The organism is Slackia sp. (genome assembly GCF_977041755.1).
Genome location: NZ_CDRRGL010000107.1, coordinates 1 through 6,027, shown reverse-complemented (window position 1 = coordinate 6,027; position 6,027 = coordinate 1). Strand labels below are relative to the sequence as shown.

Below are 6,027 nucleotides of genomic sequence, written 5' to 3'. Positions count from 1 at the left end.
GACATGATTGAATAGTACCGAAGAACGCAACAAACAAGTCATGTTCGCGCACCTTTGTTTTGTTCAAAGTATACGCTGTGGTGGACGTACGCGAGAAGGCCATCACGCAAGCCAATGCGGCAAAGCAGCCATAGTGGCCCTATGCAACCTATTCAGCATGGGGCCACAGCCACAACGAAACAACAGACAGCATGGCGTCACAGTACAACAGCGTGGCAGCATGGCGCATTATCGCTATTCCCTCGTGCGCACTTTCACCATATCGGCTGCACGTCGCTCCACCTCGCGATCCCTTGCGAAACGAGGCTGTGTGCGGGAAAGGCGCAAAACCGTGCGGAACGCATTGCGCAACGCAATCGGGTCATGCCAGGTGGGACGATCAGGGTCAACGAGGTCACGAACCATAACGACCGTGCCGCGTGATTGAATTCGATCGGCGTCGTCGCAGGAAATGCGCACGGGACGAATTTCCTCGCCATGCACTCCAATTTGACTAGAACGGGCATCAAGGCCAACCCGATCGCAAGCACCATCACCAGGATGGAGGGAGTCAACGCTATGAACGAGCATGTAATCGACGAGCCCTTCCATGCCATGACGACAAAGCGCCTCGTAATGCTCGAGCGCCGTCATGCCACGCGTCTCGCCTTGCTGATCGGCAAGCGAGCACACGAACAACGTCGCAGCATGCGAATTGCGAATCGCATCGACGACGCCCGGCACAAGCAGGTTCGGCAAAATCGACGTGAAGAGCGAGCCAGGCCCAAGCACGATGAAGTCGGCTTCGCGAATCGCGTCGAGCGCGGGTTCATAGGCCCGAACCGGCGCAGCCGATTCAAGCCAAACGCGATACAGCGTCGAATCGGAATGGCTCGCCTTCGCCTGACCATCAAGCTTGCACCCGTTCCATGTCGCGGCGCACAGGCGCACTTCATCGAGCGTCGAGGGATAAACATGGCCCCTCGCGTTCAATAATCGTGAGCAAATGTCGATAGCCTCGGGAAACGAACCCGTCGACTCCTCAAGGGCCGAAAGCATGAGGTTGCCGAGCGTATGGTTGCGTGCAAACGAAAAACGATACTTGAACGCCTTGGTGAGCGGGTCGCCCTCGTCAGCGGCCATCGCGACGAGGCACTTACGAATATCGCCGGGCGGCAATACGCCCGCCTCTTCGCGCAAAATGCCCGTCGATCCACCGTCGTCGGCCATGGCAACGACAGCGGATGTGTCAGCTTCAAGGGAGAGCAGCGTACGAATAGATACGGGCGCGCCCGTGCCGCCACCGATGACCACAGCCTTTACCGGCGCTGCCGTATCGTGAAGCGCCTGAGCACCTACGTCTTGTTCAAGTTTCGCAAACGCCGCCGTCGCCGAGGGATCGAGAGAAAACGGAGCGCCCATTACGCATGCACCTTAGTCTCGCCCGTAAGTTCATTTTGCACCGATTCCGCTAAGGGCAAATCGCGATGCGTCACGCTCACGCGATATCCACGTGTGCGCAGATAATCGCCCGTGGCCTCGGCAATCGCAACGCTGCGGTGTTGGCCACCTGTGCAACCAACCGCAATAGCGAGCTGCTGCTTACCTTCCTTCACATAACCAGGCATCACGCAATCAAGCAGGCTCTTCCAATGAGACATGAACTCAACCGTCTCATCGCGATACATCACGAAATCGCGAACAGGAGCATCAAGACCCGTAAGGGACTTAAGCGCAGGGTCATAATACGGGTTCGGAAGGAAACGCACGTCGATAACGATATCGGCATCAAGCGCGGCGCCATGCTTGAAACCGAAGGAATACACGGTAACAGCAAGGCCTTCCCGCTCATCTCCCTCGCCAAACAGCTCGCGAATTTTCGCACGCAGCTGCATAGGAAGCATATCGGTAGTGTTCACCACATCTTGAGCCATAACGCGAAGCTGATAGAGCAGTGCACGCTCGGCAGTGATGCCCTGCGCGATCGTCATACCCTCATCGCACAGCGGATGGCGTCGGCGACTCGCCTTATAACGAGCGACGAGCTTATCGTCATCGGCATCGAGGAACACAATGCGAAATGGAATACCCTTGCTTTTCAGGGCATCGAGCTCGTCGTCGAGATCGGCGAAATAATCTTTATTTCGAGCATCGCAAACCACAGCAAGTTTGCGCGAAAGGCCGTTTGCGTCATCGGCGGTCACAACGAGCAGCTGCCCCAGCAAGCTCGCAGGCAAGTTGTCAATGCAGAAATAACCCAAGTCTTCAAAAGCATGCATAGCTTCCGTGCGGCCTGCGCCGCTCATGCCTGTAATGATGACCAAGTCGTTCGGGCTCTCGCCCATCTTGCGCTCAACCATAGATACGCTCTCCCATCAACAAGCTACTCACCACGGGCCCATTCAGGCACGCCAGCGGTTTCATCAATCGCGTCTTCAGCAGATTGGGCGGGCACAATGCCCTCGCCCAACCCCTCGACCCTATCACGCTCTCCATTATACTGCGCGAGCACGGTGACCACCTCACGCGCAACCTCTTCGGGCACCGCGCCAAGGCCAATAACCTCATCAACATCCATGTCTCGCAGTTTACGAAAGCCGCCCGCCGCCGAAAGCAGCGCCTTTTTACGGACAGGACCCAAGCCAACGACGTCATCGAGAATCGACTTCGTCATGCCTTTGCCACGGAGCTCTCGGTGGAACGTAATGGCGAACCTATGGGCTTCATCGCGAACCTGCTTCACCAGATACAGCGACGCCGACCCGCTTGGCAGCACCACCGGACCGCTCTCCTGCCACGGAACGAAAAGCTCCTCGTCTCGTTTGGCCAAACCAGCAAGCGCAATATCATGGATGTCCATTTCGTCAAACATCTCGAGCACGGCGTTGAGCTGCGGCAAGCCGCCGTCGAGGATAATCAAATCGGGCTTCGAGCCAAAGCGCTCGTCGGACATGCGTTCTGCGCAGTATCGGCGCTGCATGACCTCCTGCATAGACAGGAAGTCATTGGCTTCATCGAGCGGCGTCTTGATTTTAAAGCGGCGATATTGGTTTTTATCAGGCCTTCCGCCCGTGAACACCACCATGGAAGCAACCGTATACGAGCCGTGAATGGTCGAAATATCGAAGCACTCAATGCGCATGGGGGCAACATCCATCGCGAGCGCGCTTTCAAGCTGCAGCAGGGCATCGTTGATGCGCTTATCCTCGTAGTTCGTACGCACCTTGTAGCGCATGAGCGTGTGCTGCGCATTCTTGCATGCCATATCGAGCAAGTCTCGCTTTTCGCCACGTTGGGGCACCGTGAAACGAACCTTTGCGCCATGGGCGGAGTCAAGCTTGTCCGTAAGCCATGCTTCCATCGCCGATGCATCTTCCAATTCGCGCTCAACGATGACCTCGTGCGGAATGGACGTGGTAGCGTCGTAATAGCGAAGAAGAAAGGTATGGAGCAGATCTTCGTCGGGCACATCGCGGCCACGATCGAGCACAAACTCGTTGCCGTTCACAACGCGGCCTTCCCGCACCATGAACACATGGACGCCCGCGATGGTCTCCTCACGGGAAATGCCCACAACGTCAGCGTTCAAGTTGCGAGACGAAACCGCGTGCTGTTTGTCGGAAAGCGAATTGATTGTATCGATGCGCGCCTTGATACGGCCCGCACGCTCGAAATCGAGCTCAGAGGCGGCATCACTCATTTCGCCTGCGAGCTCGTCAACGAATTCACGACGATTGCCCGCAAGAAAACGCTCAACCCGCTCGACGTTGCGCCGGTATTCCCCGGGGGTAATACGGCCGCAGCACGCACCAGGCCCAAGGCCTACGTTCGCATCGAAGCACGGCCGCGTTCCTGCTTCCGATAAGAAAGCCCCGAGCGACCCCGCGTCGAGCTTGCGCTTCAGGCGGCGCCATTCGTTGCATTTCGACGAGCAAATCGGCACGACCTTGCGCGCGATATCGACCAACTGACGCGCCGCGCGGCTGTCGGTATAAGGGCCGAAATACCGCGTACCTTCTACGTGTTTTTCGCGCGTGTACTTAATAGCAGGGAAAACATCGCTTTTCGTAATCGCGATGAACGGATAGCTTTTATCATCTTTGAAGTCGGCGTTGAAGAAAGGTGAGAACTGGTTAATGAGGTTCTTTTCGAGCACGAGCGACTCATGCTCGTTGCTCACCACCACGTACTCGAACGTCGACACCTGCTCGAGCATCATGGGAATTTTCGCGCGCTCGTCTTGCCCCATGACGTATTGCTTCATGCGGGCGCGGAGCTGCTTCGCCTTGCCGACGTATATTACCTGCCCTGACGCGTCTTTCCATAGATAGACGCCAGGAAGCGTAGGCACGCTTTTTAGCTGTTCTTTCAGACGGGCGATTTTTTCGTCGAATGATTCATGTTCGGGCGGCGCATCGAGCACCACGCCCCCTGCAGCGCTCAAAGGCCCTTTGTTTTCAATTGTTGAGGGTGCCTTTATGTTCATTCTCGCAATATCCCCAGCGTATCCCACGGCAACAATCCACTAAACTATTCTAGGCTATCGAAAAAGGATTCGGCCATGAAGGCTATGGAGCTTTTGGGCAACACGCCAAAAACGCAAAGGGCCCTATCGCCGCACTTGATTTGCGACTCGCAACCACGCCACGGAAGCGATGCCGTTCATGCAGGCGCGACAACGCACACAACGTTTCCGATTGCATAAGGAGAAAATCACATGTCGCAATATGATTACTTAGTCGTAGGCGCAGGCTTGACGGGCGCCGTCTTCGCGCATGAAGCACAAAAGATTGGCAAAAAGTGCCTGGTGATTGATCGCCGCGACCATATAGCGGGAAACGTCTTCACCGAAGAAATCGAAGGCATAAACGTGCACCGATACGGAGCCCACATCTTTCACACTTCCCTGCGTGGCGTTTGGGACTATATGGGCCAATTCTGCGAGTTCAACAACTACGTGAACTCCCCCGTTGCCTTTATCAATGGCGAAACGTATAACATGCCCTTCAACATGAACACGTTCAGTAAGCTTTGGGGCGTCTTCACTCCCGCCGAGGCGAAGGCGAAAATCGCCGAGCAGGTAGCTAAGGAAAATATCAAAGAGCCCACGAATCTTGAAGAGCAGGCACTGTCGCTCGTTGGCCGCGATATCTTTGAAAAGCTCGTGAAAGGCTACACCGAGAAACAATGGGGACGCGACTGCAAAGATTTGCCCGCCAGCATCATCAAACGCCTGCCATGCCGCTTCACCTATGACAACAATTATTTCAACGACCGTTTCCAGGGCATTCCTATGGGCGGCTATACGAAGATGGTCGAGCGCATGCTTGAGGGCGTAGAGGTGCGTTGCGGCGTCGAATACAAAGAATTCATTTCAGAACAGCCCGACATAGCCGATCGAACGATTTACTGTGGCCCGATTGATGCTTTTTATGACTTCAAATTGGGTACTCTGGAATACCGAAGCCTTCGATTCGAAAGTGAGATTCTAGACGAGGAAAATCACCAAGGCGTCGCCGTCGTGAATTACACCGCGCGCGAAGTGCCGTACACTCGCATCATCGAGCATAAACATTTCGAATTCGGCACGCAGCCTAAAACGGTCCTAACTCGAGAATACCCCGCCGACTGGAAGCCTGGAGACGAGCCGTATTACCCGGTAAACGATGCGCGCAACGAAGCGTTGTATGCCGAATACGAGAAGCTTGCGGCCGAAGAGGGCGATGTGGTGTTCGCAGGCCGCCTGGGAGGCTACAAATATTACGACATGGACAAAGCCGTTGCTGCCGCTTTTGATCTTGTTAAAAAAGAGCTTGGAGTGGAAATCGCCAAATAGCCACCCCACAAGCACGTTAACGAGAAAAGCCTGCTTATGCAGGCTTTTCTCGTTATAAAGCAATTAATTCAAGAAAAAGCTATTTCGCATCTTCCGCCATGAACCTATACACTTCAATCTCCCACTGCTTACGGCTCGCCTTGGCGACGGAATCAAGAATAAGACCGGCGGTAAAGGCAAGACACCCACAGAACACAAGCCCAACGGCCAGA

At 55.2% G+C, this 6,027-nt stretch carries 4 protein-coding genes; 1 reads left to right on the top strand and 3 read right to left on the bottom strand.

Translation table 11 applies throughout. The annotated features are described in order from the left end of the window. Positions 1 to 234: 234 nt before the first annotated feature. The 3 genes from ACWI8T_RS07575 to uvrC are packed head-to-tail and all read right to left on the bottom strand — an operon-like array spanning position 235 to position 4,423. Complete coding sequence (locus tag ACWI8T_RS07575) at positions 235 to 1,401, bottom strand: gluconeogenesis factor YvcK family protein (RefSeq protein ID WP_449138495.1); 1,167 nt, start codon at positions 1,399 to 1,401, stop codon at positions 235 to 237. Next, positions 1,401 to 2,324 carry an RNase adapter RapZ gene (gene rapZ, locus ACWI8T_RS07570; protein ID WP_449138496.1) on the bottom strand — a complete coding sequence of 308 codons (924 nt, stop codon included), beginning with the start codon at positions 2,322 to 2,324 and terminating at the stop codon, positions 1,401 to 1,403. Before rapZ ends, ACWI8T_RS07575 begins: the two co-directional genes overlap by 1 nt. Before the next feature lie 38 nt (positions 2,325 to 2,362). Continuing rightward, positions 2,363 to 4,423, bottom strand: coding sequence for an excinuclease ABC subunit UvrC (uvrC, locus tag ACWI8T_RS07565; RefSeq protein WP_449138494.1), 2,061 nt, complete (start codon positions 4,421 to 4,423; stop codon positions 2,363 to 2,365). A 273-nt stretch (positions 4,424 to 4,696) separates the two neighbouring features. Between uvrC and glf the strand changes: the two genes are divergently transcribed. After that, a complete protein-coding gene (gene glf, locus ACWI8T_RS07560) occupies positions 4,697 to 5,815 on the top strand; it encodes a UDP-galactopyranose mutase (protein WP_329934867.1) in 1,119 nt (372 codons plus the stop codon). Positions 5,816 to 6,027 lie beyond the last annotated feature (212 nt).

Coding starts and splice junctions, on each gene's coding strand:
- rapZ (WP_449138496.1), bottom strand. CDS start 2,324: ATGGGCGAGAGCCCGAACGACTTGGTCATCATTACAGGCATGAGCGGC.
- ACWI8T_RS07575 (WP_449138495.1), bottom strand. CDS start 1,401: ATGGGCGCTCCGTTTTCTCTCGATCCCTCGGCGACGGCGGCGTTTGCG.
- glf (WP_329934867.1), top strand. CDS start 4,697: ATGTCGCAATATGATTACTTAGTCGTAGGCGCAGGCTTGACGGGCGCC.